The organism is Arthrobacter sp. Soil_C_49 (assembly GCF_057656635.1).
The window spans coordinates 117,635-143,446 of sequence record NZ_JBDGJZ010000009.1; the positions used below are offsets into that span (position 1 = coordinate 117,635).

At 65.2% G+C, this 25,812-nt stretch carries 33 protein-coding genes and 1 pseudogene; 15 read left to right on the forward strand and 19 right to left on the reverse strand.

Going from position 1 to position 25,812, the window contains the following annotated elements; translation table 11 throughout:
• The first annotated feature begins 73 nt into the window (after window positions 1–73).
• Window positions 74–1,414 carry a Na+/H+ antiporter NhaA gene (gene nhaA, locus AC3A4Z_RS15275; RefSeq protein ID WP_498712524.1) on the forward strand — a complete coding sequence of 447 codons (1,341 nt, stop codon included), beginning with the start codon at window positions 74–76 and terminating at the stop codon, window positions 1,412–1,414.
• Between the two features lie 77 nt (window positions 1,415–1,491).
• Here nhaA and AC3A4Z_RS15280 read toward each other — a convergent pair whose 3' ends face one another.
• From AC3A4Z_RS15280 to AC3A4Z_RS15295, 4 genes are all read right to left on the reverse strand, one after another.
• Window positions 1,492–1,752 (reverse strand): GlsB/YeaQ/YmgE family stress response membrane protein, encoded by a 261-nt coding sequence (locus AC3A4Z_RS15280; RefSeq protein ID WP_307608822.1) that lies wholly within the window; start codon window positions 1,750–1,752, stop codon window positions 1,492–1,494.
• A gap of 267 nt (window positions 1,753–2,019) precedes the next feature.
• Window positions 2,020–2,166 (reverse strand): hypothetical protein, encoded by a 147-nt coding sequence (locus AC3A4Z_RS15285; protein WP_498712525.1) that lies wholly within the window; start codon window positions 2,164–2,166, stop codon window positions 2,020–2,022.
• Between the two features lie 71 nt (window positions 2,167–2,237).
• Window positions 2,238–2,462 (reverse strand): hypothetical protein, encoded by a 225-nt coding sequence (locus AC3A4Z_RS15290; RefSeq protein ID WP_498712526.1) that lies wholly within the window; start codon window positions 2,460–2,462, stop codon window positions 2,238–2,240.
• Between the two features lie 278 nt (window positions 2,463–2,740).
• Entirely contained in the window at window positions 2,741–3,511 is a 771-nt protein-coding gene (locus tag AC3A4Z_RS15295; RefSeq protein WP_498712527.1) for an MBL fold metallo-hydrolase, read from the reverse strand.
• A 320-nt stretch (window positions 3,512–3,831) separates the two neighbouring features.
• Here AC3A4Z_RS15295 and AC3A4Z_RS15300 point away from each other — a divergent pair, with 320 nt between their 5' ends.
• On the forward strand, window positions 3,832–4,368 hold the full coding sequence (locus tag AC3A4Z_RS15300) for a DUF2243 domain-containing protein (protein ID WP_498712528.1): 537 nt from the start codon (window positions 3,832–3,834) through the stop codon (window positions 4,366–4,368).
• A 96-nt stretch (window positions 4,369–4,464) separates the two neighbouring features.
• Window positions 4,465–5,415 (forward strand): manganese catalase family protein, encoded by a 951-nt coding sequence (locus AC3A4Z_RS15305; RefSeq protein ID WP_498712529.1) that lies wholly within the window; start codon window positions 4,465–4,467, stop codon window positions 5,413–5,415.
• A 119-nt stretch (window positions 5,416–5,534) separates the two neighbouring features.
• Here AC3A4Z_RS15305 and AC3A4Z_RS15310 read toward each other — a convergent pair whose 3' ends face one another.
• From AC3A4Z_RS15310 to AC3A4Z_RS15330, 5 genes are all read right to left on the reverse strand, one after another.
• Complete coding sequence (locus AC3A4Z_RS15310; protein WP_498712530.1) at window positions 5,535–6,293, reverse strand: SDR family NAD(P)-dependent oxidoreductase; 759 nt, start codon at window positions 6,291–6,293, stop codon at window positions 5,535–5,537.
• A gap of 152 nt (window positions 6,294–6,445) precedes the next feature.
• Window positions 6,446–8,200, reverse strand: a complete 1,755-nt coding sequence (ctaD, locus tag AC3A4Z_RS15315; protein ID WP_498712531.1) for an aa3-type cytochrome oxidase subunit I — start codon at window positions 8,198–8,200, stop codon at window positions 6,446–6,448.
• On the reverse strand, window positions 8,201–9,040 hold the full coding sequence (gene ctaC / locus AC3A4Z_RS15320) for an aa3-type cytochrome oxidase subunit II (RefSeq protein ID WP_498712600.1): 840 nt from the start codon (window positions 9,038–9,040) through the stop codon (window positions 8,201–8,203). It lies immediately after the preceding gene.
• Between the two features lie 206 nt (window positions 9,041–9,246).
• Window positions 9,247–9,492: a hypothetical protein gene (locus AC3A4Z_RS15325; RefSeq protein ID WP_498712532.1), complete on the reverse strand. Its 246-nt coding sequence runs from the start codon at window positions 9,490–9,492 to the stop codon at window positions 9,247–9,249.
• 85 nt (window positions 9,493–9,577) lie between these two features.
• Window positions 9,578–9,805, reverse strand: a complete 228-nt coding sequence (locus AC3A4Z_RS15330) for a hypothetical protein (RefSeq protein ID WP_498712533.1) — start codon at window positions 9,803–9,805, stop codon at window positions 9,578–9,580.
• 522 nt (window positions 9,806–10,327) lie between these two features.
• On the opposite strand from AC3A4Z_RS15330, the gene AC3A4Z_RS15335 reads away from it, so the two are divergent.
• The 3 genes from AC3A4Z_RS15335 to AC3A4Z_RS15345 all read left to right on the forward strand — a co-directional run bounded on the left by AC3A4Z_RS15335 (window position 10,328) and on the right by AC3A4Z_RS15345 (window position 12,344).
• Complete coding sequence (locus tag AC3A4Z_RS15335; protein WP_498712534.1) at window positions 10,328–10,612, forward strand: hypothetical protein; 285 nt, start codon at window positions 10,328–10,330, stop codon at window positions 10,610–10,612.
• Between the two features lie 138 nt (window positions 10,613–10,750).
• Window positions 10,751–11,155 carry a hypothetical protein gene (locus AC3A4Z_RS15340; protein ID WP_498712535.1) on the forward strand — a complete coding sequence of 135 codons (405 nt, stop codon included), beginning with the start codon at window positions 10,751–10,753 and terminating at the stop codon, window positions 11,153–11,155.
• Between the two features lie 16 nt (window positions 11,156–11,171).
• A complete protein-coding gene (locus tag AC3A4Z_RS15345) occupies window positions 11,172–12,344 on the forward strand; it encodes a carboxylate-amine ligase (RefSeq protein WP_498712536.1) in 1,173 nt (390 codons plus the stop codon).
• A 77-nt stretch (window positions 12,345–12,421) separates the two neighbouring features.
• On the opposite strand, the gene AC3A4Z_RS15350 is transcribed toward AC3A4Z_RS15345, so the two are convergent.
• A complete protein-coding gene (locus AC3A4Z_RS15350; RefSeq protein WP_493970881.1) occupies window positions 12,422–12,706 on the reverse strand; it encodes a DUF1540 domain-containing protein in 285 nt (94 codons plus the stop codon).
• A 279-nt stretch (window positions 12,707–12,985) separates the two neighbouring features.
• On the opposite strand from AC3A4Z_RS15350, the gene AC3A4Z_RS15355 reads away from it, so the two are divergent.
• The 3 genes from AC3A4Z_RS15355 (at window position 12,986) to AC3A4Z_RS15365 (ending at window position 14,875) form a co-directional block, all read left to right on the forward strand.
• Window positions 12,986–13,360: a cupin domain-containing protein gene (locus AC3A4Z_RS15355; RefSeq protein ID WP_498712537.1), complete on the forward strand. Its 375-nt coding sequence runs from the start codon at window positions 12,986–12,988 to the stop codon at window positions 13,358–13,360.
• A 74-nt stretch (window positions 13,361–13,434) separates the two neighbouring features.
• On the forward strand, window positions 13,435–14,430 hold the full coding sequence (locus tag AC3A4Z_RS15360; RefSeq protein WP_498712538.1) for an alpha/beta fold hydrolase: 996 nt from the start codon (window positions 13,435–13,437) through the stop codon (window positions 14,428–14,430).
• Window positions 14,423–14,875 carry an SgcJ/EcaC family oxidoreductase gene (locus AC3A4Z_RS15365; protein WP_498712539.1) on the forward strand — a complete coding sequence of 151 codons (453 nt, stop codon included), beginning with the start codon at window positions 14,423–14,425 and terminating at the stop codon, window positions 14,873–14,875. Before AC3A4Z_RS15360 ends, AC3A4Z_RS15365 begins: the two co-directional genes overlap by 8 nt.
• 6 nt (window positions 14,876–14,881) lie before the next feature.
• Here the strand turns inward: AC3A4Z_RS15365 and AC3A4Z_RS15370 are convergent, their stop codons facing one another.
• The 3 genes from AC3A4Z_RS15370 to AC3A4Z_RS15380 all read right to left on the reverse strand — a co-directional run bounded on the left by AC3A4Z_RS15370 (window position 14,882) and on the right by AC3A4Z_RS15380 (window position 17,495).
• Entirely contained in the window at window positions 14,882–15,628 is a 747-nt protein-coding gene (locus AC3A4Z_RS15370) for an ABC transporter permease (protein WP_498712540.1), read from the reverse strand.
• Window positions 15,629–16,059: 431 nt separating this feature from the next.
• Entirely contained in the window at window positions 16,060–17,133 is a 1,074-nt protein-coding gene (locus AC3A4Z_RS15375) for a cation diffusion facilitator family transporter (protein ID WP_498712541.1), read from the reverse strand.
• On the reverse strand, window positions 17,130–17,495 hold the full coding sequence (locus AC3A4Z_RS15380) for a metalloregulator ArsR/SmtB family transcription factor (protein WP_493970865.1): 366 nt from the start codon (window positions 17,493–17,495) through the stop codon (window positions 17,130–17,132). The genes AC3A4Z_RS15375 and AC3A4Z_RS15380 overlap by 4 nt, the downstream gene beginning before the upstream one ends.
• Window positions 17,496–17,735: 240 nt before the next feature.
• On the opposite strand from AC3A4Z_RS15380, the gene AC3A4Z_RS15385 reads away from it, so the two are divergent.
• On the forward strand, window positions 17,736–18,533 hold the full coding sequence (locus AC3A4Z_RS15385) for a hypothetical protein (protein ID WP_498712542.1): 798 nt from the start codon (window positions 17,736–17,738) through the stop codon (window positions 18,531–18,533).
• 215 nt (window positions 18,534–18,748) lie between these two features.
• Here AC3A4Z_RS15385 and AC3A4Z_RS15390 read toward each other — a convergent pair whose 3' ends face one another.
• The 5 genes and pseudogenes from AC3A4Z_RS15390 to AC3A4Z_RS15410 all read right to left on the reverse strand — a co-directional run bounded on the left by AC3A4Z_RS15390 (window position 18,749) and on the right by AC3A4Z_RS15410 (window position 21,304).
• Entirely contained in the window at window positions 18,749–19,027 is a 279-nt protein-coding gene (locus AC3A4Z_RS15390; RefSeq protein ID WP_498712543.1) for a hypothetical protein, read from the reverse strand.
• A gap of 127 nt (window positions 19,028–19,154) precedes the next feature.
• Window positions 19,155–19,505: pseudogene (locus AC3A4Z_RS15395) on the reverse strand (YnfA family protein).
• Window positions 19,506–19,646: 141 nt separating this feature from the next.
• Window positions 19,647–20,132 (reverse strand): GNAT family N-acetyltransferase, encoded by a 486-nt coding sequence (locus AC3A4Z_RS15400; RefSeq protein WP_498712601.1) that lies wholly within the window; start codon window positions 20,130–20,132, stop codon window positions 19,647–19,649.
• Window positions 20,133–20,155: 23 nt separating this feature from the next.
• Complete coding sequence (locus tag AC3A4Z_RS15405; RefSeq protein ID WP_498712544.1) at window positions 20,156–20,503, reverse strand: ArsR/SmtB family transcription factor; 348 nt, start codon at window positions 20,501–20,503, stop codon at window positions 20,156–20,158.
• Between the two features lie 60 nt (window positions 20,504–20,563).
• Window positions 20,564–21,304, reverse strand: coding sequence for an aquaporin (locus AC3A4Z_RS15410; protein ID WP_498712545.1), 741 nt, complete (start codon window positions 21,302–21,304; stop codon window positions 20,564–20,566).
• 46 nt (window positions 21,305–21,350) lie between these two features.
• Here AC3A4Z_RS15410 and AC3A4Z_RS15415 point away from each other — a divergent pair, with 46 nt between their 5' ends.
• From AC3A4Z_RS15415 to AC3A4Z_RS15435, 5 genes are all read left to right on the forward strand, one after another.
• On the forward strand, window positions 21,351–22,022 hold the full coding sequence (locus AC3A4Z_RS15415; RefSeq protein WP_498712546.1) for an arsenate reductase/protein-tyrosine-phosphatase family protein: 672 nt from the start codon (window positions 21,351–21,353) through the stop codon (window positions 22,020–22,022).
• Window positions 22,023–22,193: 171 nt separating this feature from the next.
• Entirely contained in the window at window positions 22,194–22,616 is a 423-nt protein-coding gene (locus tag AC3A4Z_RS15420) for an arsenate reductase ArsC (RefSeq protein WP_498712547.1), read from the forward strand.
• A gap of 57 nt (window positions 22,617–22,673) precedes the next feature.
• Window positions 22,674–24,056, forward strand: coding sequence for an NAD(P)-binding domain-containing protein (locus tag AC3A4Z_RS15425; RefSeq protein ID WP_498712548.1), 1,383 nt, complete (start codon window positions 22,674–22,676; stop codon window positions 24,054–24,056).
• A 36-nt stretch (window positions 24,057–24,092) separates the two neighbouring features.
• Complete coding sequence (locus AC3A4Z_RS15430; RefSeq protein WP_498712549.1) at window positions 24,093–24,512, forward strand: arsenate-mycothiol transferase ArsC; 420 nt, start codon at window positions 24,093–24,095, stop codon at window positions 24,510–24,512.
• Between the two features lie 43 nt (window positions 24,513–24,555).
• Window positions 24,556–25,032 (forward strand): universal stress protein, encoded by a 477-nt coding sequence (locus AC3A4Z_RS15435; protein ID WP_498712550.1) that lies wholly within the window; start codon window positions 24,556–24,558, stop codon window positions 25,030–25,032.
• Window positions 25,033–25,059: 27 nt separating this feature from the next.
• Here the strand turns inward: AC3A4Z_RS15435 and AC3A4Z_RS15440 are convergent, their stop codons facing one another.
• A complete protein-coding gene (locus AC3A4Z_RS15440) occupies window positions 25,060–25,671 on the reverse strand; it encodes a hypothetical protein (RefSeq protein ID WP_498712551.1) in 612 nt (203 codons plus the stop codon).
• Window positions 25,672–25,812 lie beyond the last annotated feature (141 nt).

Below are 25,812 nucleotides of genomic sequence, written 5' to 3' on the forward strand. Positions count from 1 at the left end.
TGTAGGATGGATCGAAGGTGCGCCGGGAAGTCTGGTCGGCATGATTTTGTCGAGCCAAGTTTGAGGACGCTTAATGAGCCTAACGCCCCGTTCCGGCCCCAGCCTTTCCACCATCTTTGGACGCGGCAGTTATGCCGAAGCCCTGCGGATCGGGGAGATCCTGCGCAAGGAAACCGTGGGCGGGGCACTGCTCGTTGCCGCAGCGGTGATCGCCCTGGTCTGGGCCAACTCGCCGGCGTCGGACAGTTACTTCGCCCTCCGGGATTTCAAAGTCGGGTACGAGCCCTGGCATCTTGAGCTCAGCCTGGGCGCGTGGGCGGCGGATGGGCTGCTTGCCATCTTCTTTTTCCTGGTGGGGCTTGAGCTCAAGCGGGAGTTCGTGGCGGGGGACCTGCGCCAGCTCAACAAGTCCATTGTTCCCGTGGCCGCGGCTTGCGGCGGTGTGCTGGCCCCGGCAGTCATCTACGCCTTGATCAACCTCGCCAGTCCGGACACATTGCGCGGTTGGGCAATACCCACGGCCACGGACATCGCCTTCGCGGTGGCAGTACTGGCCATCATCGGCTCACACCTCCCCAGCGCGCTGCGGATCTTCCTGCTGACCCTGGCCGTGGTGGACGATCTGATCGCCATCAGCATCATCGCGTTCTTCTACTCCAGTGACCTGCACATGATGCCGCTGCTCCTGGCCCTCATCCCGTTGGCCATCTACGCCTTCCTGGCGCAGAAATTCCGCTACTTCTTCGGCCGGCATACGGCGGCTGCGTGGCTAATCCTGCTGCCGCTCGGGGTAGTGACGTGGGCGCTGGTCCACGCCTCGGGCATCCACGCAACGGTGGCAGGCGTCCTGCTGGGCTTCGCCATTCCGGTGATCCGTTCACAGGCCGCCGGCGGACCGGATGCCGGACCGGGCCTGGCGGAGATCTTCGAGCACCGGTTCCGGCCCATCTCGGCAGGCGTCGCGGTTCCCATTTTCGCGTTCTTCTCCGCGGGGGTTGCAGTGGGAGGCTGGGAAGGGCTTGGCTCTGCCCTGGCTGACCCGGTGGCCCTGGGCATCATCGTGGCCCTGGTGCTGGGCAAGCCGATCGGCATTATGGGCACCACGTGGCTGCTCACGAAAATGAGCAGGGCACGGCTGGACGAGTCCTTCAAGTGGATTGACGTCTTCGGCGTGGCCCTCCTCGCCGGGATCGGATTTACGGTGTCCCTGCTGGTGGCCGAACTCAGCTTCGGGCACGGGAGCCTGCATGATGACCACGCCAAGGTGGGAATCCTGACCGCCTCCCTGCTGGCGGCGCTGCTGGCCACCGCCGTGCTGCGGACCAGGAACCGCCAGTACCGTGCGGCCGAGGAAGCCGAAAAGCTGGACGCGGACCGGGACGGCATCCCGGACGTGTACCAGGAGCGCCCCTAAGCGGGAGTTTTTGTCCAGCTAGGCAGGGTTCCGCTACCCGGAAGTCCGCATACGTGGAAAAAACTCCCAGGTGATGTTTAGCGGCGCACTGACCGGCGACCCGCGATAGCCTCAGCCGTGCCCACCAGGAGCACCGAGGCGATGACGGCCACAATGAAGCCCAGGAAGTTCAGCTCAAAAATGTCCCCTGTCCCCAGCAGCGACGCCACCACTCCGCCGATGACCGAGCCTACGAGGCCCAGCAGCAGGGTGGCGAGCAGGCCCAGGTTCTGCTTGCCCGGCTTGATGAGGCGGGCCAGCGCGCCGATGATGAGGCCGGCAACGATAAATCCAATCACGGTGTTCTCCTTCGGTTTTGCGGGCATGTGGCGCCCGTACTGCCGCGGTGGTTCCGCATGGGCTTCATTCTAAGCACCGGCCGGCAGACAGAGCCTTGAAGAAGTTCCGGGCAGTATCGATGTCCGGAGGGGAGAGGCTGGCTCCTCGACGTAAGGTTCACCACTGCGTCGGCCTCGCCGGCAAACTCCAGACCGATGCCCTGCTCCCGTGCGGTGCCGACGTAATCTGGCCGGCGCCTCTCCCGGCTGACGTCCTGCACCGCCACTTCATGTCGCAGTGAGGACGGCGAGTTCCTTGAAGAACGCACCGACGTCCACACTGTTCAGGACAAGCTCCTGCCGATGGCGCTCCCCGGCGGAGACCCACGGCTCGCCACCGGACTCCCCACTGCCGTGCGGTCTACTTTCGCCCAACCCGGCTTCCTTCACCAAAAACTTCTTTGGTTTCAGAGGTTACTGTCTTCCGGCCGCTGCGGGAAAGAGGGTCAGGCCGTGGCGAGCGGCTGTGCCGGCGCCTCCACATGCCGGATCTCCAGCGCCTCGGGATCCAGCAACTTGCGTGTGCCGGTGCGGGCGTCCAAAATCCAGAACAGTTCCAGGGCCGGAACGACGTCGGTGACGCGCCCCCGGTGGAAAAGCTTGCCGTTGTGCCACGCTTCGATCTGATCGCCGATGCGAAGCTGGGCCGTACGTACTCCTTGTGCCTCCATGATGCGGTGCCTCCTGCTGTTGTATCCCCGTAGTCACAGCTTGCCCAACCGAGATTGCTGAAATGTTTCAACCGGGTGTTTTTTCTGTGACCAGCAAGGGGAGTGCGACGGCGGGCTGCCGCGGGTTGATGTTTTCCGGAGGGCCACCGCCGCGCAGGAGCATCCTCGACGCGGAAATGCACCATCGACGCGCAGACTACTTGGCGCGCTGGATATAACCGGTGCGCATGTGAATCTGCGCGTCGAAGGGGCACCTGCGTGTCGAATTTCGGCGGGATTCAGAAGGCTGCCTCGCGCCGTGCTGCTGCCACCGCCTCCTCGATGCCGCCGGTCCAGGGCTCACCGTGGCCCGGCAGGACCAGGGAAGCGCCCGTCTGCGCAAGCTGGGTGAGCGTGTCCAGGTTCTGCCGGGTGTCCATGGTGGCGGCCCCGGCCACGATGCGCGGACCGGTCCGGCCGGAATAGGGATCGAGCGTCACGAGTGCGTCTCCGCTGAACAGCACGTCCCGGTCGCGCAGGTAGAGGCCGCAGTGCCCGGCTGTGTGGCCGGGTGAGAACACCACCTCGGGCTGGCCCGGCACGGGCAGGGCGCCGGACTGGGCAGGGAAGAGCGTCAGATCGTCAACGCCCCGAACCCGCAGTGCACCCGCCTTGGTCATGCTGGCAAGGACCGGAAAGCCCCGCGGGTGGGCCAACGCGAACACAAAACGGGACTTCTCGTGCTGATACCGGTACGGGTGGCGGGCGATGAAGGAGTCGCCGCCATGGACCCACACCGGCACCTTGAACTCCGTGTGCAGCCGGTGAGCCAGGCCCAGGTGGTCGAAATGCGCGTGGGTGAGGACCACTGCCTTGATGTCTCCTACCGAATGCCCGAGTCCCCGGACGGCTTCCGCCAGGGACTTCCACATGGCCGGCAGCCCGGAGTCCACCAGGGTGAGCCCGTCAGCGCTTTCCACCACGTAGAAGTTGACGAACGCCTCGGAGACGCGGTGCACGCCCTCGGCCACGGTGCTGAACGCCGCCCGCCCGGCGGCAGCCTGCGTCACCGCCGCACTCCTGACACCCGCCGCATGACATTTTCTTCGACCCGGATTTTGTTCGTGCCGCGGTAAACCATTGCTCGCATGAGCGCCACCTCGAATGTCGTGGCTCGCAGTGCGTTCCCTCGCCTGCAGGAACCACCCCGCTGCTTGAGCCGCACCGCGTGCCCTACGTTTCCACCTGGTGCCGGAGCCGGTCAAGGGTTCTACAAAAGGTCACCGACAGCGGAGCCCAGAGTGCATAGGGCGGCCGACGGCGGGTAGGGACAAGGTGAAAGGCACGCCGGAACAGGGGGTACCGAAGAGTGTCACAGGATGAGCGAAGCGTGCCTGCGGCTGACGGCCTCCCGGTTGGTGCGCCGTCGAAAGTGCCCCGCAAGGTGCCCGCCAAAGCGCCGGCCTTCCTTTTCGGCACGGGGATCGGCGGGTTCGTGGACGGCCTCGTCCTGCACCAGCTGCTGCAGTGGCACCACATGCTCAGTCATACCGAGGCCGGCAACACCAAAACCGTGGCAGGCCTGGAACTGAACACCCTCGCGGACGGCCTGTTCCACGGCGCCATGTGGGTCCTGGTAGTGGCCGCCGCGATCCTCGCCGTACGCGCCCGCCGGCGGGGACGCCTGTCCGCCAGCCGGCGGTTCCACGCCGGACTGGTCCTGTGCGGCTGGGGCGCTTTCAACATCGTCGAGGGCCTGGTCAACCATCAGCTGCTACAGATCCACCACGTCCGGGACGACCTGGGCGGGCCGCTCGCGTGGGACCTGGGTTTCCTGGGACTCAGCGTGGTTCTTGCGTTGGCCGGGTGGCTGCTGTTTCGGGGTAGTCCAACGTATGGCCATATCGCCAAGGCTGGGTCAAGATAGTAAGCATGCTGATTAAATCAGCAGCAGGAGCCATCAGTTCCGGCCGGCACGGAATTGCAAATACTCACGGCATCCACGGACAAGAAGGGAATCACCATGTATCTGCATACTGAACTTCTCATCAACGAAATTGCTGCCGATGAACCTGATCCGGCAGCGGCAAATGCCTTGCAGGAAGGCTTGGGCGGCCAGTTTGGTGAGATGCGCACCATGATGCAGTACCTGTTCCAGAGCATAAACTTTCGCGGCGATCCGGCCTCAAAGCCCTACAAGGACCTTCTTCAGGGTGTGGGGACCGAGGAGATCAGCCACGTTGAGCTGATCGGCACCACCATCTCGCAACTCCTAGACGGATCCCCGCGGTATCAGGGGAAAAAGACCGATCCCGTGGACGAGCCTGGAGCCAAGGGTGCCACCCCGCTTAAGATCGCGCTGGACACCAGCAACATCCATCACTACCTGGTGGGTGCCCAGGGCGCGCTGCCCGTGGATGCGGCGGGTAACCCATGGAGTGGATCCTACGTCTACAACAGCGGGAACCTCGTCCTGGACCTGCTGTATAACCTGATGCTGGAATCCACGGGCCGCCTGCAGAAATGCCGCATCTACGAGATGACGGACAACAAGACTGCCCGCTCCACCATTGCGTACCTGATTGTCCGCGACCAGGCGCATGAGAACGCCTTTGCCAAGGCGCTCGAAAGCCTCGGAGTGAACTGGGGCAAGGTTCTGCCGATCCCCAAAACCAACGCTGAGCAATTTCCTGAGGTCAAGAAGCTGCTCGACCTGGGGCTGCAAAGCGTGCAGTACACCTTCAGCGCCGACAACCTCAGCCAGGCAGGAAAACTGTATCGGGGAGCATCGCCGTCGAACGATGGCACCGAGCTGACCACTGAAGTCATGCCCACGGGCGTCCCCGCAACGATGTCCCCCGAGCGTAAGGAGGAGTTCGCCCCGGGACTCGATCCGGAGTTGCTCGCACTTATCCAGGCCACGGCGGAGATCGAGCTCAAGGAAGCAGACAACCCCACAGGGCCGAAGGCCTAGGAACAGACCGGCGGCTGTCCAGCAGCGGGCAGCCGTCCCCCCAGCGTTCCCCGACGCGCCGAAACGCCCAGCGCCCCCGAAATTCCGGGAGCGCCGCCGGGTCGCGGTGGGCTGACCCGTCAGAGGCTGGTGTAGCCGCCGTCCACGAGGTAGTAGCCACCGGTGGAGAACGAGGCCTCGTCCGAGAGCAGGAAGGCCACCATGTGGGCCACCTCCTCGGCCGTGCCCAGGCGGCCCAGCGGGTGTTTGGCGGCCAGGCCGTTCCGGGCTTCTTCGTCCAGGTTGTTCTCCAGCAGCGGCGTGGCAATGTAGCCGGGGCCCACGCAGTTGATACGCAGTCCCTGTGCACCGTACTCGGCCGCCGCATTTTTGGTCAGGCCCACAACACCGTGCTTGGCAGCTGTGTAAGCACCACTGAACGGTGAGGCCACCACGCCGTGGATGGACGCCATGTTGACGATCGCGCTTTGCCGGGCCCCGGCCTCGAGCATGGCGGGGATCTGGTAGCGCATGCCGTAGAGGACTCCGTTGAGGTTGATGCTGATGACCTTGTCCCACTCGTCCAGGTCGAAGTCTCCGGCGGGGGCAGGTTTGCCACCGATCCCGGCGTTGTTAACGGCGTAGTTGAGCTTGCCATAGGTGTCCACCGCGAACCGGACGGCGTTTTCGTTGTCTTCCTTGCTGCCTGTGTTGGCCTGGAATGCGGCCGCGGAGCCGCCGGCGCTACCGATCTCGCCGGCAACCCGTTGAGCGGCCTCCAGGTTCAGGTCCACCACAACAACCTTGGCGCCCTTGGCTGCCAATTCTTTGCTGGTGGCCTCACCGATCCCCGAGCCACCGCCTGTGACCAGGGCTCCCTTATCCGTGAACTGTGCCATGCTGTTCCCTCAATTCAGATTCAGAGCCAGGCGGTACCGCCTGACTCGCTGGTAGCTGTTATGTGTTTGGGTCAAAGCGCCTGGGATATTTCGGGCAGACGCGGCCCCTGCCGGCTGGTCGCGGGACCGGCCGGCAGGGGCTTCGTTGGCTGTTACGTGTTGGGGTCCGGATCCCTGACGTTCCGCTCCCCGATGTCCGCGGCGCCCAGGATGTCGGCGGCCGGGTTGTCAGCGGCCGCGTTCTCACGCACGCTCAGCTCGGGGTGGTGTAGGTCGAGGGCGGGGCGCTCGGAGCGGATCCGGGGCAGCGACGTGAAGTTGTGCCGCGGCGGCGGGCAGGACGTGGCCCATTCGAGTGAGGCGCCGAAGCCCCAGGGATCGTCCACCGTGACCTTCCTGCCCCTGCGCCAGGTGATGTACACGTTCCAGAAGAACGGAATCAGGGACGCCCCCAGCAGGTAGGAACTGATGGTGGAGAACTGGTTCATGAAGGTGAACTGGTCCTCGGGCATGTAGTCCGCGTAGCGGCGGGGCATGCCCAGCACGCCGAGCCAGTGCTGGATCAGGAACGTGCCGTGGAAGCCGAGGAACAGCATCCAGAAGTGGATCTTGCCCAGGCGCTCATTCAGCATGGTCCCGGTGAACTTGGGCCACCAGAAGTAGAAGCCCGCGAACATCGCGAACACCACCGTGCCGAACACCACGTAGTGGAAGTGCGCCACCACGAAGTACGTGTCCGAGACGTGGAAATCCAGCGGCGGGGAAGCCAGGATGATGCCGGTGAGCCCGCCGAAGAGGAACGTGATCAGGAAGCCCAGGCTCCAGAGCATGGGCGTCTCGAACGTCAGCGAGCCGCCCCACAAGGTGCCGATCCAATTGAAGAACTTCACGCCGGTGGGAACCGCGATCAGCATGGTCATAAACGCAAAGAATGGCAGCAGCACAGCGCCGGTGACGTACATGTGGTGCGCCCACACCGTCACGGACAGCGCGGCGATGGCGATCGTTGCGTAGACCAGGCCCTTGTAGCCGAAGATCGGCTTGCGGCTGAAGACCGGGAAGATCTCCGAGACGATGCCGAAGAACGGCAGCGCGATGATGTACACCTCGGGGTGGCCGAAGAACCAGAACAGGTGCTGCCAGAGGATGGCCCCGCCATTGGCCGGGTCATAGATGTGGGCGCCGAACTTCCTGTCCGCACCCAGTGCGAACAGGGCTGCAGCTAGAGGCGGGAAGGCCATGATCACCAGGATGGCGGTGACCAGGGTGTTCCAGGTAAAGATCGGCATCCGCCACATGGTGAGCCCCGGGGCGCGCATGCAGATGATGGTGGTGATGAAGTTGACCGCGCCCAGGATGGTGCCGAAGCCGGACAGTGCCAGGCCGAACACCCACAGGTCCCCGCCCACCCCGGGGGTGAAAGTGGTGTTGGACAGCGGCGCGTAGGCGAACCAGCCGAAGGAAGCGGCACCTTGCGGGGTGATGAAGCCAGCGGTTGCGATGATGGAGCCGAAGAGGAAGAACCAGAAAGCGAGCGCGTTCAGCCGGGGGAACGCGACGTCGGGTGCGCCGATCTGGAGCGGCATGATCACGTTTGCGAAGCCGGCGAAAAGCGGGGTGGCGAACATCAGCAGCATGGCGGTGCCGTGCATGGTGAAGAGCTGGTTGTACTGCTCCTTGGTCTGCAGAATCTGCATGCCGGGTTCGAAGAGCTCCGCCCGGATGAGCAGCGCCATCACGCCGGCCAGGCAGAAGAACACAAAAGATGCGATCAGGTACATGAACCCGATGGTTTTGTGGTCGGTGGAGGTGATCCAGCTGACAACAATGCTGCCTTTGGGCCGTTTGACCGCCGCCGGTGCGGCGGTGGCCGACGTTGCGCCCAGGTTCTGCCCGGTGGTGGTCATTTAGGGTTCCGTCCTTTGCTGTGCCTGCTCCAGGGCCGGCCGTTCGGGATTACGGTCGTATTCGTCGCCCCGGATTCCGGTATTGCCTTTTGCCCGCAATTCGGAAATGCGGTTGTTGTATTCCTGCTCGCTGACTACCCGGACCTTGAAGAGCATCTCGGAGTGGTATTCACCGCAGAGTTCGGCGCATTTGCCGGTGTACTCACCGGTGCGGGTGGGAACGATGTCGATGTACCTGTTGTACTGGTTCTCGCCGGGATACAAGTCCCGTTTCTGCATGAACTCCACCACCCAGAACGAATGCTGGACATCGCGGGAGTTCAGCTGCAGTTCAACCTTTTTGTTGACCGGCAGGTAGAGGGTGGGAAGCCGGTCCGGCGTGCCCCAGTTGCCATCGAGGTGGGCCTGTACACCCGGGTCTTCGTGGACATCTTCCTTGACGTAGTTGAAGTCCCACGCCCACTGTTTGCCCCGGACGTCGATCACCACGTCCGGGTCCTCGAAACGGTCGTCCATGGCCCGCTGGTCCCGGTCGGTAAAGACGAACAGGACCATGATGATCATGAGCGGAACGGAGAGGTAGAAGACTTCCAGCGGGAGGTTGTAGCTCATCTGCCGCGGGAAGCCCTCCGTGTTTTTCCTGCGGCGGTAGGCGATGACGCACCAGAGGATGAGGGCCCAGGTGATGACGCCGATAATCAGGGCGGCGATCCACGAGTTCACCCACAGGTCCGTGACCAGGGGAGTGTGATCGGTAGTGTCCCTTTCACCGGGAAGCCACCCGCGCTGGACTTCGGCCGAGCACGAGGTCAGCGCCATCAGGACCGGGACAACGGACAGGGCAGCCCAGCGCCGCCAACCGGGAGTGTTTCGTCTAGGGGTGCTCACCGCGCGGTTCTCCTCCGGAGATGCTCCAGAGGCCCAACTGCATGAGCCCAATAACCCATGGCACATGGCCAGTGGGTTGTTGTGCCCACAGTAGCGCGGAAAGGAGCCGCAGGGGAAGGGTTTTCAAGCAGCGCCGGAGTAGCCGGCAACACCCGGGCTCAGGCCGGCGGACCCAGGGTTCCCGGGGACTCGCTGTTCAGTTCGTCGGCGGCCATGGCCAGCAGGTCGCGCTGGAGGGCCGGCAGGGAGATCAGTCCCTCCAGGTAGGCCTGGACCTCATACTCGGCGGCCATGCCGCTCATGCTGAAGTACCGCAACCAGAGCTCCGAAACGGTGATGTCAGCGGCAGGGAGCGTGCGGTTCAGCTGGCTGCGTTCCTCCAGTTCGTGCACATCGAATCCCATGGCTGCCCCCTTCCGGCCGGGGGACCTGCCGTCAGGCTACGGCGGGGGTAACTGTAGAGGATGTAGTCGGCGGCCGCCGGGCCTGTCATGTGCAGCTGGCAGGTGGATCCACGCCGCACCGGAGCATGCCGGCGCGGAAGGCCTGGTCCGGTTTCGGCCGGAAACCGTGCAGCGAGGCCCAGCTGACGTACAGGCCGCAGAGGCAATCGGGGCCCAGCGGGTGGTCCGCGGACAGATCGGGAGTGGTGGCTTCATCAAGGAACTGCTGGCAGTGGGAGGACGGCATTTCACGCTCTCTCCGGTTCTGCATCATGTGCCACCGGCCTGCTCCAGCAGCCCTCCCGCAGCTATGCAGGAGGGCTGCGGAGGGACGGGAACAAGCCACGTCCCACCTCCGAATTTACTCGCGGCGTGCGGGTACGTACATGGATGCGGGGGTGTGCCCGGAAGCGCCGGGACCGCTGAAACGGACTTCCGCCGGTTCACCGGCCAGCAGCGCATGGTCATAAACGGGCAGCAACAAAAGCAAGTCTTCCCAAGATTTATAAGCATGCTTATGATGTTCTTCATTCGGCGGCAAGCAGAGCCCGTCGGGCGCCCATTGTTCATGGGCTCCCTCCGGAGGGAAGCTCCTTGTGCCCTGCTGCAGTCTGAATGCTTTCCGTGCCCGACCATTTGCAGTCCAGTGCCTTATGGGGTGCCGGCGCCCGCAGCGTTGCGGGGCGGGATGCCGTTAAGTCCGACGGCGACCGCGGCCTTATGGCCCACCGCGCCAGTTCCCGCTTGGGAAACCAGACGGGCATGGCTGCCAGTCCATTGAAAGTGAGGCCATGCCATGCATGACCCCCTGATTGAGGCCATTCACGACCACGAGCCTCTGAATGATCCTCTGGAAGAGATCAATCTGCGCCTGGCCATAGCCGCTACCGATATCGCAGAGCTGCGGGCCGAGGTTGCCCGGCTGGATCGGAACCTGGAGGAATCGCGCCGGCTGAACCTTAAGGCTGCGGAGCTGTTGAACCTGGTGTACAGCCATGTGGATGGCGGCAGCGATGGCGGTGCCCTGCGGATTCCCTCAAGCGCGCTGGGCGGGCACGCCCTGGATGGCGTGCCGGAATAGGTCCATATACCGCTCCGTAAATAAGAGCGCAAAACCGCCGTCCGTGGAAAGTCGTCCTCAAACGGCCTCGCCTCACGTGCCGCACCTGAAGTCCGAAGCCAGCGTGGCGGCTCGGCGACCAGGGGACAGGAGAACAGCATGAGCCACATCCGGTCCAAACCGGGCCAGCGGATGGAAAAGGTGGCGGAGCAGCTGCGGCAGTGGGTGGAAGCTACTGTGGGGGACAATTTTTCGCACACCCTCAGCGTGGACCTGGAGACGGCGCAGGAACCGCACCCGACCCCGGAGTATCCGTCGGTTTCCGCGCCGGAACGGGCCATGGCCACCGGCTTCCAGTCCACCAACGTGGGCAGGATGGGCAATGCCGGCGGCGGACCGGCCGAGTTGCTCGCCCGGGCACTCGACGCCCCTGTCCTGTTCTTCGGCACCGGCCTGGGGGAGGACCACTGGCACGACAGCGACGAGAGTGCCAACCTTGCGGTCCTGGTGAACGGCGCGGTGACGCTTGCATGTTTCTGGGACGAACTGGCCCGGATGGAATGACAGAAGGACGACGGCGATGGGCGGCTCTGGAGCGGAAAGCACCCCTGCGGCAACTGAAGGCAGGAGCGGAGGCGAGCGCCGCCGTCGTACGTTTGGTATGGAGGAGGAGCTGCTGCTGGTGAGCCCCGAAACGGGGGAGCCCGTTCCGTTGGCCGCAGGGCTGCTGGAGGGGTACAAACGCCCGGCCGGCCCCGGCGGCGGGCCCGTCCTCACCGCCGAATTCCAGCAGGAAATGATTGAGGTGGTCACTCCTCCGCATTCCACCATGGCATCGCTGGAGGCAGACATCATCCTGGGGCGGGCCATGGCGGACGCCGAAGCGCGCAGGGTCGGGGTGCGGGCTGCTGCGCTGGGAACGTCGCCCCTGCCCACCGATCCCCATCCGGTGCAGCTTCGCCGGTTTATCGCCATGACGGAGGAGTACGGGCTGACGGCCAGGGAGCAGCTCACGTGCGGCTGCCACATCCACGTTTCAGTGGAGTCGGACGAAGAGGGCGTGGCGGTGCTGGACCGCATCCGCACATGGCTTCCCGTGCTGTCGGCGCTCAGTGCGAATTCGCCGTTCTGGCATGGGCAGGACAGTGGATACGCCAGTTACCGGGCGCAGGTGTGGAGCCGGTGGCCGTCCGCCGGGCCGCTGGATATCCTCGGCTCGCCGGAGGCGTACCACCAGCTGGTGCATGACATGGTGAGCACCGGCGTCCTGCTGGATGAAGGGATGGTGTATTTCGACGCGCGGCTGTCCCGGCACTATCCCACCGTCGAGATCCGGATCGCAGACGTGTGCCTCCGGCCGCAGAACGCCGTGCTGCTGGCAGGGATTGTGCGCGGGCTGGTGGAGACGGCGGCCCGGGAGTGGCGGGACGGCGTCCCGCCGGTGGCGGTCCCCACGGAACTGGTGCGGCTGGCCGGCTGGAAAGCGAGCCGCTGGGGGCTGCGCGGGGAACTGCTGGATCCGCTGACCTTACAACCCGCGCCCGCCATCACCGTGGTGAATGTGCTGCTGGACCACATCCGTGAGGCCTTGGAGGACACCGGGGACGTGGGCCGCGTGGAGGAACTGATCGACAACCTGCTCTACGAGGGCACCGGGGCTTCACGGCAGCTGGAAGTGCTGCACCGCGCCGGGGAGCTTGAGGCCGTGGTGGCGGACGCCGCCAACTGCACAGTCTGGGTGCCGGCGGATTAGGCCGGGCAGCGGAAAGCCCCGGTGGTTGAGCCGGTCGAAACAATGTCGACGGGCTCAACCACCAGGGCTTCTGACGGTTATTGGTGGGCGTACGTAAGGCAGTCGGCATTATCCGCGCCGGGACCGACATGGATTTCCCGGGCCTGGCACATCAGGTGGTCGTTGTGGACGCATTCGCTGCGCTGGCAGGCTCCGACGTCGGCCAGCACCTTGGGGAGGCCGCCGTGCATGCCGGTGTCAATGAAGGTTGCGCAATGGGCGTGGCTTTCGGCGCCGCTGACCGTAATGGCGGCGGCGTTGCAGTTGGTGTGGTCATTGAAGGAACAGTTGGTTACGCTGCAGTCTGCGACGTGCGTTGTCATCTTGAAGACCCTCCGTACTTCGGCAGCCCGGGTTGGCCGTCCTGTGTTTCCCTACGGTAGGCCCGATGGAGCGGATCAAAAAGACCCAATTGTTTGACCTAATTCCGTTCTGGCGCGGCGGCGGATCTATTGACACGATCCACTCCTGGGCGCACTCTGATACCGCTGGGTGCCAGTGTTGGCACGGCATTAGGCCTCGCCTAGGCCGGCCAACGAAGCCCGGGAGCGGTCTGGGCGCTCCGGATGAATAGTTCCAATAACTCCCCTCAGGAGAAGGAAATGGCCGGAGAAACAGTCAGAGCCCTTGAAGCCAAGTCATTCGACGAACCCGATGAACGGCGCCGCCCGCCCAAGACCGCCGTGGACGTGGTGAACGTCGGAGACACCACCCTGGGCAGGTTCACTTTCGAGCCGGGCTGGCGGTGGTCCGAGACCATCAAGACCGTGGTGCACACGGACAGCTGCCAGGTCAACCATGTGGGGATCTGCGCGGCCGGAACGCTGACAGTACAAATGGATGACGGCACCCGGACCACGGTCAGCGCCGGGCACGCCTACACCATCCCCGCAGGCCATGACGCGTGGGTCGAAGGCGACCAGCCGTTCGTGGCGTACGAAATCATGAGCGCAGCCGTTTTCGCAAAGCCTGCCTAGGCGCAACCAACCGGGCGCAACCAATAAGTCGGGAGGAAGTGAAGAGCAGGCCTAGCATGCGGCCATCTCCGCGGATGACCTCCAATCAGCCGGTCCCAACCGGCGCCGGTGCCCCCAAAAAGCCGCGGCGCGGGCTGCGGCGCGCCGGCATCGCGGCCCTCATCATCCTGGGGCTGATCCTTCTCTCCACCGCGGTTAACCTGATCCTGGAGCAGACGGAAAAGGCGAACACGCCTGTGTACGGTGAGCGCGTCGCCGTCGGAAGCGGTTTTCTGAACGTGTACCGGAACGGCCAGGCGGGCCAGCCGATCGTGCTCCTGAGCGGGTTGGGAACGCCGGCTCCTGCCCTCGATTTCCAGCCGCTGATCCGTGAGCTCAACGGCTTTGACGCGATCGTGGTGGAGGGCTTCGGATACGGCTACAGCGACCCGGAAGCCGGCCCGCGGACCAACGAGAACATCAGCAATGAGCTGCACGACGCGCTGGCCAAGCTGCAGGTGAAGCAGCCGTACGTGCTGGCGGGGCACTCGATCGCCGGTTTCTACATGCTCGACTACGCCAACCGGTACCGTTCGGAAGTGGCTGCGGTGGTGGGCATCGATGCCACCATTCCGAAGCCCGGGAATGGGCCGGTGCCGGACCCGCAGCCGGAGTTCAACTGGCAGCGGGCCCTGGCCGTTACCGGGGTGGTCCGCGCGGTGACTGCGGTGGCGCCCGGCCTCATCGACCCGGACAGCAGGGCCTACACGGACGACGAGCTGCGGCGCATGCGGATGATGATGAATTGGAACTTCGGCAACCCGGCCGTGGTGGATGAAACGGCCCGGATCGGGAACAACTCGGTTGCCCTGCGGGGAGTGAGGTATCCGGATGATCTGCCCGTGCTGGCTTTCATCGCCGACGAAAAGACCGAGCACACGGCGGAAAAAACAGCCGCGGCCGAGAACCTGCTGAGTAACGTCAAACGCCACGAGATCGTCAAGCTGGAAGGCAACCACTACCTGCACTGGACGCAGTCACCGAAAATGGCAGAGACTATCCGGACTTTTCTAGGGGGCGGCGATGGGTGAGTCGGAACTCAATGAAGTCCGCAGCCTGTACGAGGCGCTGATTGGTGCCTGGAACCGTCGGGACGCCCGGGCAATGGCGGAGTGTTTCAGGAAAGGCGGCCTCCAGATCGGGTTCGACGGCAGCACCGCCACCGGACCGGAGGAGATCTTCCGGCACCTGGATCCCATCTTCAAGGATCACGCCACCGCCACGTACGTCACCAAGGTGCGTGAAGTACGCCGGCTCGGTCCAGATGCCGCACTGCTGATCGCTATCAGCGGACTTGTGCCCCCGGGCCGGGTGGACATTTCGCCGGCAACCAACGCGCATCAAACAACGGTGGCCGTACGCGAGGGCGGCGTCTGGGGCATCGAACTCTTCCAAAACACGCCCGCCCAGTTCCATGGCCGGCCGGAGTTGGTCAACGCGATAACGGCAGAGCTGCATCAACTGCTTCCGAAGTGAGCGGGCTTAGAGAGGTTCCGGGCGTTCCCGCACCGCGCCGAGGGAACGGATCAGCGCGACGGCGGTAATGGCACCTGCCGCCATGATCGAGGCCAGGACCACCACCTGGAACCGGCCGGCCTCCAGCGGGGACGCGCCGCCGAAGATCGCGCCCACAAACGCGCCGGGCAGGGTTATGAGGCCGGTGGTTTTGGTCTGGTCGGTGGAGGGAATCAGGGCCGCATGGACCGAGTAGCGCGCCTGTGTCAGTGTGGCGCGCCGGGCCGTGGCGCCCAGTGCCAGCCAGCCTTCCACCTGGTCCCACTGCTCACGGACGGCCTCGAAGAACCGGTGCCCGGCAAGGACGGCGATGGTCATGCAGTTGCCGATCACGATGCCCCCGACGGCGAGGACGTACCGTGGCGCGAAGTCGATGGCCCCCGTGCCGAAGACGACGGCGAGAGTCACCGTGATGCCCGCGGCCATGGTCGCTGCCACCACCAGGAACCGCGGCCAGGACCACGTCAGCCTGCGCGTTGCGGTGACGGCAGCGACCGTGAACATCACCGCGAGCGCAACTGCCACCCACAGCGGATCGGTGATGATGCCGCCGAGCATCAGGCTGATGAGGGCGAGCTGGGCGGCCCCGCGGAGGATGGCCAGGGCCGGTGCAAAGTACTGCGAAGTCCGCGCGCCCCGGAGCACGGCCATAGTGAGCAGCATGAGGATGGCCACAGCTGCGAAGGTAGGTGCCAGGGCAGCGAGGAGGGCCATCAGCCAAGCCTACTGATGCCGCAGCCGCATGCTTCACGGCGCGGCAAATGTCCGAAAGCGGGAGCCTCCTCATGGGGCTTCGCGGTTGGCGTGTCCGCCGGCAACAGCTCAGTGTGAACCAGTAAGCCGGAGGTGGACTAGTCCGAAGAGAATGCGTTGTGCTGGTGCGCCACTCTACAGGGGCGGACAATTGGAACACCCGGCCGAATCAGTTTGAAGCCGGGCACCCTTGAATGGATTTCATCATGTTGCAGACGCTGCTTTGTAAGCTGAACCTGGGGCACCACTGGTTGACCGTGGAGGATCCGAAAGGAACTTTTCGCCGGCACTGTACGCGATGCGGCAAACCAGATCGCCGCGCCGATACGTGGTCCGGACACCTTGGGCCAAAGGACCGTCCGCCCGAGCACGACAGTCACAAATACTTCTGACTAGGCTCTGCTGCCCATCGCACGCAGGGGAGTAAGGATCATGTCGTCCGCCTTGGGCAGCGCATGCTTGAGGCGGTGCGCGGCCTCCCGGGTGACTTGGTCAGCATCAGCCAGCGTGACGCCGTCGTCCATTACCAACGTTGCCGCGCCCTGCAGCCGGTGACCTGACCAGCGCAGCTGCAGCCGCGGCACGGCCAGGACGCCGGGCGTACCCTCGAGCGCCTTCCGTGCCGCATCGACCAGATCGGGTTCGATGCCGTCCATAAGGCGGCGCCCGATGCTGCGGACCGTCCCCCACAGGAGCACGAGGATGGCTGCGGAGATCAGTATGCCCACGATGGGGTCGGCCAGGGGGAAGCCCAGCATCACCCCGACGGCGCCCAGCACCACGGCCAGGGAGGTGAAGCCGTCGGTGCGGGCGTGCACGCCGTCGGCCACAAGGGCGGCAGAGCCGATGCGGCGGCCCACCCTGATGCGGTAGATGGCCACTGCCTCGTTGCCGGCAAACCCGATCAGGCCGGCGGCGAACACCCACCACAGGTTGGTCAGCGGCTGGGGGTTCAGGAGGCGGTCCACGGACTGCCAGGCTGCGACGACGGCGGACAGGGCCACGACGCCGACGATGAACAAGCCCGCGAGGTCCTCCGCCCGGCCGAAGCCGTAGGTGTACCGGCGGGTGGCGGCGCGGCGGCCCAGAATGAAAGCCACCCACAGCGGCACGGCGGTGAGGGCGTCCGAGAAGTTGTGGATGGTGTCCGCCAACAGTGCCACGGAACCGCTGACCAGCACCACCAGGAACTGCAGGATGGTGGTAGCCAGAAGCAGGAGAAGGCTGATCTTCAGGGCGCGGATGCCTTCGACGCTGGCTTCCATGGCGTCATCGATGGAGTCGGCGGCGTCGTGCGTGTGGGGGACGAACAGCTCGAAGAGCCAGCCCTTGAAGCCGCCGTGGTGGTGATGGGCGTGGTCATGCTCCTGGTCATGGGAAGGCCCGTGATCGTGCTCGTGCGAATGCTCATGATCATGCCCGGCGTCCGCGCCCGCATGCTCGTGAACGTGATCCTGCTGGCTCATGACGCCGCCTTCCGCTCGCGGCGGTGGTGTGCCGGCTCGCCGCCGAGGGCGTGCTCGGCCTGGAAGATCGCGTCCGCCACAAGTTGCCGCGCGTGCTCGTTTTCCAGCCGGTACAGCACTCGGGTGCCGTCCTGCCGGGTGGAAACCATGCGGGCCAGGCGCATTTTGGCCAGATGCTGGGAGACGGCGGCCGGTGATTTACCCACGACGTCGGCCAGCGCACCCACTGCCATCTCGCCGTCGCGCAGGGCCAGGATGATCCGCACGCGGGTGGCGTCGGCAAGCATCGCGAAGACCTCGACGGCCAGCTCCACATATTGGCTGTCGGCGCTCAGCGAGCAAGCACTGTTATCTGCATTCATACGCATATTCTGACATAGCTGTCACAGCGAGAGGGCATTTGACGGCAGTCCCAGGTCCCAATACAGCCGTGAAGTGGCATCTCGCGCAGGGTTCGGACGCCAGGGTGACCACGCCTTCCCGGCCCGGCGTCTTGCGCGACAGGCATCAAGTGTGAGTACCATTCAATTAGTAACCCTACTTACTAATTGACCCGGCCGGGTTTCCACGATCCGGCCGCCAGTCAGTGGAAACGAGCGACGATGACGGAAAACCAGTGGCCTGAGGCTTCTGCCGGAAGCCCTCTCGACCAGTACGGACACACCCCGGCCGATGCTTCGTCGGAGCCGGGCACCTACGTCACCAAGAAGGATGCAGCGAAGGAGGAGACGTCCAAGATCGCCGGGGAGGCGGCCGGTGCGGCCCGCAATGTGGCCCAGACTGCCAAGCTTGAGGCCGGAAACGTCGCCTCCGAAGCCAAGTCCAGTGCGCAGGATCTGCTGCAGCAGGCGAAGCGGGGCGTGAGCAGCCAGGCCGGCGAACAGCAGCGGAAAGCCGCCGACGGGATCCGGACCCTCTCCAGCCAGCTGCACGCCATGGCTGATTCCCCGGAGCAACAGGGAGTGGCCAGTGACCTGGTCCGGGAGGTCGCAGGCCGGGCGTCTTCCGTTGCGTCCTGGGTGGAGGGCAAGGAACCGTCTGCGCTGCTGGCTGACGTGCAGTCCTTCGCCCGCCGCAATCCGGGCACGTTCCTGCTCCTTGCCGCCGGCGCGGGGATCCTTGCCGGCCGGGTGGCCAGAGGACTGCAGGCCGGGGCCCCGCAGGCGCAGCGCACAGTCCCGCCAATGCCCGAGCAGGCGCCAACTGCCGGAACAAAGGCTCCGCCGTGGGGTGCGGAGCCGGTCTACCGGGACCAAACCCCTGCAGCCCCCACCTACGGCGAAACCATCTACGGGGAACCTGCCCGTCCGTCCTACTCAGGCACGGAAACGGGCGGTGTGCCGCTGAAGGATCCGGACGACCCGTTCAGCGAAGTCCGGGCAGCGGAGCGCCAGCCGTAAGCGGCTACAGCTGAAAACCGACAACAGACGATCAACCAAAGGACGAATTCCATGAAGAAACTGCTCTTTGCCCTGCTTCCCACCATCATCAGCCGGATCCTGCAGGCCCGGAAAGCCAAGCAGATGCGCGCCGGCCAGGCCCGCCCGCCGCGTAACCGCCGCATGTAGGCAGGAACGCCCGACGGCGGTCCGCGCCAAGCCCGGGACGTTCCGGCTCAGATAAGACTCGGCTGGCTGGACAGGATGTAGTCCACGGCCGCCGGGCCCTTCATGCCCAGTCCGGGGCACACCTTCCGGCCGGCAGTATTGGACTTCTTGTATCCGGAGTCGCTCATGGCGGCCCAGAAAGCGGCGTCAGGGGCCGGCTGCTCCTGGTTCAGGAAGCACCAGCTCAGGTACACCCCGTACATCTCGTCTTCACGAAGTCCGGGCTGTTGGGAGGGATCATGGATGATGCACTCTGCCAGGAAACGGCGGTAGCTGGGGACGGTCATAGTCTTGGTCCTCGGAGTAGAGCCTGCTGAATTCACCTAGGCGCCGCCGTCGTCAATCACCCAATGCGTGGCGTTATGGCTGGTTCGAAGCAGCACTCACGATGGATGGGTCTAAAGGCAAAGACGTTCAACCTGCGTTGCGCGGCGCGAACATGATGACGGCGACGCCCAGCAGGCAGATCGCCGAGCCCACAATGTCCCACCTGTCGGGCCGGAAGCCGTCAAAGGCGATGCCCCACAGCAGTGACCCGGCAACGAACACCCCGCCGTAGGCGGCGAGGATCCGGCCGAAGTGCGCATCGGGCTGAAGGGTGGCGGCGAATTAGTAGATGCCCAGGGCAATGACGCCCAGGCCGGCCCACCACCAGTCTTTGCCTTCCCTGACGGACTGCCACACCAGCCATGCCCCGCCGATCTCAGCGGCGGCGGCAATTATGAAGAGCAGGATGGTTTTGGCGATAGTCACGGGTCCCATCATGGCAGTCCACATGGTGCCGTTGCTCCTGGAGCGAAGGCCGACGGCGGTGGCGCCCGCCAGCCACTGGTCCAGTTCGGTCCGTACCCGGCTGTAGTCCGCCCGGATTTCTTCCTTTGTCGGTTCCGCGGTGCCGGCTGCTGTTCAGACGACGGGGGAGCGGCGTTCGATGAGGAGGGTGTCACGCCACTGGCCGTTGAGCGGCCCGTGGGTCATCCGGGCGATGCGCTGGCGCCGGCCCACAATTGAGAAGCCGTTGGCCAGGTGCAGTTTGAGGCTGGCTTCATTCTCGGGGAAGACGCTGGCCTGGATGGTCCAGATGCCATCGCTTTCGGTGGAGCTAATGAGCGCCTGGAGCAGGGCTTTGCCGGCACCCAGGCCGCGTGCATCCGCGGCAACGTACACCGAGTGCTCCACCACGCCCGCATAAACTGCCCGGGCGGAGACGGGCGAGACGGCCGCCCAGCCCAGAACGCCGCCGTCGGCAGAAGCGGCGATGAGTCGGTGCTTGGGAAGCCTGGACTGGTGGAAGTACTCCCAGTCCGGAGCGGAGGACTCGAACGTGGCAAACCCGGTATCGATGCCCTCCTGATAGATACTCCGCACCCGCGGCCAATCGCCCGGTTCCATCGCCCGGACGGTCAGGGTAGAAGTCACAGGTTTGCCAGGAGGTTGGCGGTGCGGTCCAAGGCGCCGGGAGCAACCGAGAAATAGGCCCAGGTTCCGCGCTTTTCGCGCAGCAGCAGCCCTGCTTCTACCAGGACCTTCAGGTGGTGGGACACCGTGGGCTGGCTAAGGTCCAGCGGGTCGGTAAGGTCGCACACGCAGGTGGATCCGGAAGGGGAAGCCTTGATGATGGAAAGCAGCCGGAGCCGGTTGGGGTCGGCCAGGGCCTTGAAGACCAGCGCCTGCTGTTTCGCTTCCTTCGCACCCAGGGCAGGCTCTCCTGCAGGCGGGCAGCAGGAGGTGTCCGTGGCCTGATCCAGAACGGGCAAAGTCATCTACCTATTATGCGCCAATATCGATCATCATCAATGCATCGACGGGTCGGGGGAAGCGGGCTAGGAACCGGCATTGCCCGCAGCGTGCGGGAGAACGAGGTCGTCCGCGGCCCGGCCTGCGGCGGGAAAGAGGAGGAGCAGGAGGCCCAGGCCTGCTGCAGTTCCCGCCAGCTGGGCGAGGATGAAGGCGGGGACCGAGCCTGGTGCAATGCCGGCGAAGGTGTCACTGAAGATCCGGCCCACGGTCACCGCCGGGTTCGCAAACGACGTGGAGGACGTGAACCAGTAGGCGGCCCCGATGTAGGCGCCGACGGCTGGCGCTGCCAGCACGCCCCGCTTGGTGGCGGCAAGGGCGAAGATCAGCAGGATCAGGCCCGCGGTGGCCACCACTTCCCCGAGCAAGTGTCCACCCGTGGCGCGGTCCTTGCCGGAGATGGACGTCCCCACCTCAAACATCGCGTTCGCCACTACGCTGCCGCCGACGGCGCCGAGGATTTGGGCAGCCACGTAGGCTCCCAGCTCGGGCAGGGCCAGGCCGGTGCCGCTGCGCCGGCCCAGGATCCAGTCCGCCAGCGACACCACGGGGTTGAAGTGCGCCCCGCTGACGGGTCCGAAAACGAGGATCAGGACGGTCAGGCCCAACACGGTGGCCGTACTGTTCTGCAGCAGCTGCAGGCCGACGTCGTTGGGCGAGAGCTGCTGGGCCATGATCCCGGACCCGACGACGATCATCACCAGCAGGCTGGTGCCCAGAAGTTCGGCGACGGCACGGCGCCAGAGCGGCGGCTGGTTTGTAGGCATGCCACCAAGCTTGACGCAAGGAATTACCTCAGTCAAAGTTGAGGCAATGAAAACTGACCCAGCAGAGGTGTTCCGGACGCGGGTGGCCAAGCACGCCGCCCTCGCCGATCCGGCGCGGCTGCGCATCGTGGACCTGCTGACCCTCGGGGACTTCTCGCCCACCGAGCTCCAGGCCGAACTGGGTATGCCCTCCAACCTGCTGTCCCACCACCTGCGCGCCCTCGAGGGCGCGGGCCTGGCCATCAGGCACCGCTCTGAAGCCGATAAGCGCCGCAGCTACATCCGGCTCGCCGCCGGCGCCCTGGACGGACTCGCTCCCGGCGTCGAGCAGGGGGCCAGCCGCATCCTGTTTGTCTGCACGCATAACAGTGCCCGTTCCCAGCTGGCTGCCGCCCTCTGGGGGCAGGTCAGCGACATTCCTTCCAGCTCAGCCGGGACGCACCCGGCGGAGCGCATCGCCCAAGGAGCCATCGACGTCGCCCGGCGCCATGGCGTGGACCTGCCGGAGGTTCCGCCGCGGAGGCTGGGCCCTGTTGTCGACGGTGATTTTGTGGTCACCGTCTGCGACAACGCGCACGAGGAACTCCCCGGCCTCCGGGCCACCCACTGGTCGGTGCCGGATCCCCTGCGGATCAACACGGAGGAGGCCTTCGAGAACGCCTTCAGCGACATTTCCCGCCGTATCGGCGACCTCGCGCCCCGGCTGCACGCGGCCTGAGACGCCGCTCCCGTCCGCGGTGCCAAGCAGTGGCGGGAAGGATCAGCGCCATATATTGACAACCATCAATGAATAGTCCGATACTCCATACATCGATCAACATCAATATTGCTTCGGATGTGTGGGACGACTTCAACCAGACCGATCCACCAACTGATCCAGGAGAAACCCGTGAGCACCGAAACCGCCAAGAAGCCCTCCGTCCTGTTCGTCTGCGTCCACAACGCCGGCCGCTCCCAGATGGCTGCCGCGTTCCTCACCACGCTGGGCAAGGGCCAGATCGAGGTCCGCTCCGCCGGGTCGCAGCCCGCCGAGAAGATCAACCCCGCCGCCGTGGAAGCCATGGCCGAGGTGGGCATCGACATGTCTGCGGAGGTTCCGAAGGTCCTCACCACCGAGGCCGTGAAGGAGTCCGACGTGGTGATCACCATGGGCTGCGGCGACGAGTGCCCCTACTTCCCGGGCAAGCGCTACGAGGACTGGGTGCTGGAGGATCCGGCCGGCAAGGGCGTCGAGTCCGTCCGCCCCATCCGCGACGAGATCAAAACCCGCATCGAGGGCCTTATCGACTCCCTGATCCCCGCCGCCAGATAGCACGGGGGTCGGATTAACCGCACCACCAAACCACCACTACGGATGAAAGAGGACACGATGGATTCAGCGAAGAACCTCCCGGTCGCCGTGATCGGCGCCGGCCCTGTGGGCCTGGCCGCCGCGGCCCACCTGCTCGAGCGGGGCCTGGAGCCGCTGATCTTTGAAGCACGCACGACGGCGGGCGCGGCCATCGAGCACTGGCGCCACATCCGTCTGTTCTCACCGTGGCGGTTCAACACGGACGCCGCGGCCGTCCGCCTCCTCGAAGCCGCCGGCTGGGAAGCGCCCCGGCCCACGGCCCTGCCCTACGGCGGGGAGCTGATCGACAACTATCTGGCGCCCCTGGCCGCGCTTCCGCAGATTTCGTCCCGCCTGCAGACCGGTGCCCGGGTCACCGCCGTCACACGGCAGGGCATGGACAAGACCCACATCAAGGGCCGCGACAGCACCCCCTTCGTGGTGCGGGTGGAGCACGCCGACGGCGAAACCCGGGACCACACCGTGGCGGCAGTCATCGACGCCTCCGGCACCTGGTCCACCCGCAACCCGCTGGGCACCTCGGGCCTGCCCGCCATCGGCGAAGAAGCAGCGCAGGACCGGATCTCCGCGCCGCTGCCCGATGTGACCGGCCGCGACCGCGCCGCCTTTGCCGGCCGCCGCGTCCTGGTGGTCGGTGCCGGCCACTCTGCGGCCAACACCCTGATCAACCTCGCTGACCTGGCCAAGGAAGAGCCGGGCACCCGGATCCTGTGGGCCATCCGGGGTGCCTCTGCAGACAAGGTCTACGGCGGAGGCGACCTCGACGGGCTGCCTGCCCGCGGCCAGCTCGGCGGCCGGGTCCGCCGGCTCGTGGAGGCCGGGAAGATCGAACTCCACACCGGCTTCGGCATCAGCTCGATCAAATCGCTGGACTCCTCCGTCAGCGTCGGCGCGGCGGACGGCCGCACCATAGAGGCCGACGTCGTGGTTCCCTGCACCGGTTTCCGTCCGGACCTGGACATCCTGCGCGAGCTCCGCCTGAACCTGGATCCCGCCGTCGAGGCGCCGATGGAACTGGGCCCGCTGATCGACCCCGAATTCCACTCCTGCGGCACTGTCCCGCCGCACGGCGCCAAGCTGCTGGCCCACCCGGACAAGGACTTCTACATCGTGGGGATGAAGTCCTACGGCCGCGCTCCCACCTTCCTGCTCGCCACCGGCTACGAACAGGTCCGCTCCGTCGCCGCAGCCCTCGCCGGGGACCAGGAATCAGCGGACACCGTCCACCTCGAACTCCCCGAAACCGGCGTCTGCTCCACCGACGCCGGCACCAGCTGCGACGTCCCCGCTACTGCGGCGGACGCCGCGGATACGGAGTCCGGATGCTGCGCCGCACCGGAACCTGTGCTGCTGGGCTTCCCGACGGGCCTTGCCCACGGCCGCTCCGGCGCCAACAACTAACCCCCCCTTCCCACGTACAAAGGAAACAAAGTACTCATGACCCAGGAAAAGACTCCGTCCGTGCTGTTCGTTTGCAGCAAGAACGGCGGCAAGTCCCAACTCGCCGCCGGCCTGATGCGTGACCTCGGCGGAGACAAAATTGCTGTCTATTCGGCCGGCACCAAACCGGCCAAGGACCTGAACCCGCAGGCGGTGGGATCGCTGACTGAACTGGGCATCGACGTCGCCGGCGAATACCCAAAACCCGTCACCGGCGAGGTCCTGGATAGCGTGGACGCCGTCATCGTCCTGGGCACCGAGGCCAAGCTTGAACCGGTCGAGGGCAAGCGGTTCGAAATCTGGGAGACGGACGAACCGTCGGAGCGCGGCATCGAAGGCATGGAGCGGATGCGCCTGGTCCGGGACGACATCAAGGCCCGGGTCCAGGCGCTCTACACGGAGCTCGCCGGGAACTGATCATGTCCGCCCCCGCGCCGCAGCGTCCATGCTGAGGGTTCCAATGCCCCTTGAGGAATGGCCCGAGGGTCCCATCATTCTCGGCGTCGAATGGGACTTCCCGGAGCACCTGGTCAGGACTGCCGAAGCATTGGCGGCCGCCCTGAAAGTGCATCTCGTCTGCGCGTTCGTCGACCCTGCGAGCTACCTCATCGAATGGGAACCCGTGAACCAACGCGCGGCTCTATCCCTGGACCCAAGCATCAACGAAGAAGCCGAATTCCCTTCAGGGCAGCTGCAAGCAAGGCTTGAAGCCATTCTTGGAAAACCGGGGGACTCGTGGTCCTTCCGCGTCCTCAATGGCGATGTCCCCAAGGCCCTCAACCGCTTGGCCGAAAGCACCCACGCAGCTTTACTCGTCGTTGGCGCAGGCCGGACGGGAACCTTGGCTTGGCTGGACAGAACCCTCGAAGGCTCGGTACTTGCAGCACTGGCCCGACAACAACAGCGGCCCGTCCTCGTCGTCCCGGAAGCCCGATAGCAGGACCTTTCGGCCTTCCCCGGCAAGTCACTTGGTAACCAGTTCGTCTCCGTATCCCGAATCGCATTTGCCGTCGTGGATCACGCCGCTGCCCTCGGCCACCACGTAGTTGTCGGCGGGATCGAACACCACCGTCCGCACGCCTGTGACTTTCCTGGTACAGCGGCGGGCAAACTCCGAACTTTGCTCCTCGCCGCCAATCCACATGTCCAGCCAGATGGAGGCGTCCCCGAATTCTTCGGCACCGGAGTGGCACGGACCGTCCTCGGGCGTGGGGCCGTCCCCGCACGTGTCCTCCACAATGAAGTACCGGCGCAGGTCCGGCACGTAGATGCGCGTGCCCGGTTCGTAGTCCAGGATGTCCTTGCCGGTGGCCAGCGAGTGCCCCACAGCGATGGTCACCGGATCGTCGTAGGTTCCCCTTCCGCCGGCCCTCTGGTGGACCACGGGGTTGCTGATGACAGGCGAGCCGGCAGGGGTGTTATCGAACCAGGTGTAGGCCGTCAGGTACACCTTTGTACCAGGTCCGCTGACAGTTTCCGTCTCTGACGGCGGTGGCGGCGGGGGCGGGGCTGAACAAGCGCCAGCCGCCAGAATCAAGGCCAGCACCCCCGCCAGCGGGAAGATTCTCTGACGCAAACCGACTCCTTCGCCTGCCACCCCGTACGGGCGCCCGGCCTCAGCCGCCCGCCCTGATGGTGCTGAGAATACCTGCAGAACCTGTGCGTGGGCTGCTAATTCCCTGCATATGTGGAAAAGCAGGGAAGTACGACGGCGGCA

Excerpts from the sequence above, each read along its gene's own strand:
- nhaA (WP_498712524.1), top strand. The coding sequence starts at position 74 with ATGAGCCTAACGCCCCGTTCCGGCCCCAGCCTTTCCACCATCTTTGGA.
- AC3A4Z_RS15290 (WP_498712526.1), bottom strand. The coding sequence starts at position 2,462 with ATGGAGGCACAAGGAGTACGTACGGCCCAGCTTCGCATCGGCGATCAG.
- AC3A4Z_RS15305 (WP_498712529.1), top strand. The coding sequence starts at position 4,465 with ATGTATCTGCATACTGAACTTCTCATCAACGAAATTGCTGCCGATGAA.
- AC3A4Z_RS15310 (WP_498712530.1), bottom strand. The coding sequence starts at position 6,293 with ATGGCACAGTTCACGGATAAGGGAGCCCTGGTCACAGGCGGTGGCTCG.
- ctaD (WP_498712531.1), bottom strand. The coding sequence starts at position 8,200 with ATGACCACCACCGGGCAGAACCTGGGCGCAACGTCGGCCACCGCCGCA.
- AC3A4Z_RS15325 (WP_498712532.1), bottom strand. The coding sequence starts at position 9,492 with ATGGGATTCGATGTGCACGAACTGGAGGAACGCAGCCAGCTGAACCGC.
- AC3A4Z_RS15330 (WP_498712533.1), bottom strand. The coding sequence starts at position 9,805 with ATGATGCAGAACCGGAGAGAGCGTGAAATGCCGTCCTCCCACTGCCAG.
- AC3A4Z_RS15335 (WP_498712534.1), top strand. The coding sequence starts at position 10,328 with ATGCATGACCCCCTGATTGAGGCCATTCACGACCACGAGCCTCTGAAT.
- AC3A4Z_RS15340 (WP_498712535.1), top strand. The coding sequence starts at position 10,751 with ATGAGCCACATCCGGTCCAAACCGGGCCAGCGGATGGAAAAGGTGGCG.
- AC3A4Z_RS15345 (WP_498712536.1), top strand. The coding sequence starts at position 11,172 with ATGGGCGGCTCTGGAGCGGAAAGCACCCCTGCGGCAACTGAAGGCAGG.
- AC3A4Z_RS15350 (WP_493970881.1), bottom strand. The coding sequence starts at position 12,706 with ATGACAACGCACGTCGCAGACTGCAGCGTAACCAACTGTTCCTTCAAT.
- AC3A4Z_RS15355 (WP_498712537.1), top strand. The coding sequence starts at position 12,986 with ATGGCCGGAGAAACAGTCAGAGCCCTTGAAGCCAAGTCATTCGACGAA.
- AC3A4Z_RS15360 (WP_498712538.1), top strand. The coding sequence starts at position 13,435 with ATGACCTCCAATCAGCCGGTCCCAACCGGCGCCGGTGCCCCCAAAAAG.
- AC3A4Z_RS15365 (WP_498712539.1), top strand. The coding sequence starts at position 14,423 with ATGGGTGAGTCGGAACTCAATGAAGTCCGCAGCCTGTACGAGGCGCTG.
- AC3A4Z_RS15370 (WP_498712540.1), bottom strand. The coding sequence starts at position 15,628 with ATGGCCCTCCTCGCTGCCCTGGCACCTACCTTCGCAGCTGTGGCCATC.
- AC3A4Z_RS15375 (WP_498712541.1), bottom strand. The coding sequence starts at position 17,133 with ATGAGCCAGCAGGATCACGTTCACGAGCATGCGGGCGCGGACGCCGGG.
- AC3A4Z_RS15380 (WP_493970865.1), bottom strand. The coding sequence starts at position 17,495 with ATGAATGCAGATAACAGTGCTTGCTCGCTGAGCGCCGACAGCCAATAT.
- AC3A4Z_RS15385 (WP_498712542.1), top strand. The coding sequence starts at position 17,736 with ATGACGGAAAACCAGTGGCCTGAGGCTTCTGCCGGAAGCCCTCTCGAC.
- AC3A4Z_RS15390 (WP_498712543.1), bottom strand. The coding sequence starts at position 19,027 with ATGACCGTCCCCAGCTACCGCCGTTTCCTGGCAGAGTGCATCATCCAT.
- AC3A4Z_RS15400 (WP_498712601.1), bottom strand. The coding sequence starts at position 20,132 with ATGGAACCGGGCGATTGGCCGCGGGTGCGGAGTATCTATCAGGAGGGC.
- AC3A4Z_RS15405 (WP_498712544.1), bottom strand. The coding sequence starts at position 20,503 with ATGACTTTGCCCGTTCTGGATCAGGCCACGGACACCTCCTGCTGCCCG.
- AC3A4Z_RS15410 (WP_498712545.1), bottom strand. The coding sequence starts at position 21,304 with ATGCCTACAAACCAGCCGCCGCTCTGGCGCCGTGCCGTCGCCGAACTT.
- AC3A4Z_RS15415 (WP_498712546.1), top strand. The coding sequence starts at position 21,351 with ATGAAAACTGACCCAGCAGAGGTGTTCCGGACGCGGGTGGCCAAGCAC.
- AC3A4Z_RS15425 (WP_498712548.1), top strand. The coding sequence starts at position 22,674 with ATGGATTCAGCGAAGAACCTCCCGGTCGCCGTGATCGGCGCCGGCCCT.
- AC3A4Z_RS15430 (WP_498712549.1), top strand. The coding sequence starts at position 24,093 with ATGACCCAGGAAAAGACTCCGTCCGTGCTGTTCGTTTGCAGCAAGAAC.
- AC3A4Z_RS15435 (WP_498712550.1), top strand. The coding sequence starts at position 24,556 with ATGCCCCTTGAGGAATGGCCCGAGGGTCCCATCATTCTCGGCGTCGAA.